The sequence below is a fragment of the Rhodosalinus sp. FB01 genome, from assembly GCF_041365715.1.
In the GTDB taxonomy this organism is placed as follows: domain Bacteria; phylum Pseudomonadota; class Alphaproteobacteria; order Rhodobacterales; family Rhodobacteraceae; genus Rhodosalinus.
Window position 1 is genome coordinate 1 of the sequence record NZ_JBGFSH010000108.1, and the last position, 333, is coordinate 333.

Annotated in this window: 1 pseudogene; it reads right to left on the minus strand. The window is 71.2% G+C overall.

Annotated elements, in window-relative coordinates:
* Positions 1 to 299, minus strand: a pseudogene (locus tag AB6A65_RS16810) (alkane 1-monooxygenase); the annotation flags it as partial.
* Positions 300 to 333: the final 34 nt, after the last annotated feature.

Sequence of the window (333 nt, forward strand, 5' to 3'; positions counted from 1 at the left end):
TACCAGAGCAGCCCGAAGAGCGTGACGGCTTGCACCGCCGGCCAGAGGCGCGTGACGGCGGTGTACCAGGCGAGATGCGCCTCCGGCGTCTCGGGGTCGGCGTTGCCGGTGTCGAGCCCGAGCGCCGCGTCGATCGCGGCGAAGAGATACCATGTCACCACCGGCAGCAGGATCACCGCCCAGCCGCCCTGCGTCGCGCCGAGCCACGCCAGCGGGACGAGCGCCAGCGACGCCCAGAAGGGCAGGGCGCGCCACCAGCGCGCCACCTCTTTCGCGGGGATGGTGTGAAGCTCCTGCATCGCGCCCGTCTCTCTTCGCGGCTGTCTCTCTTTC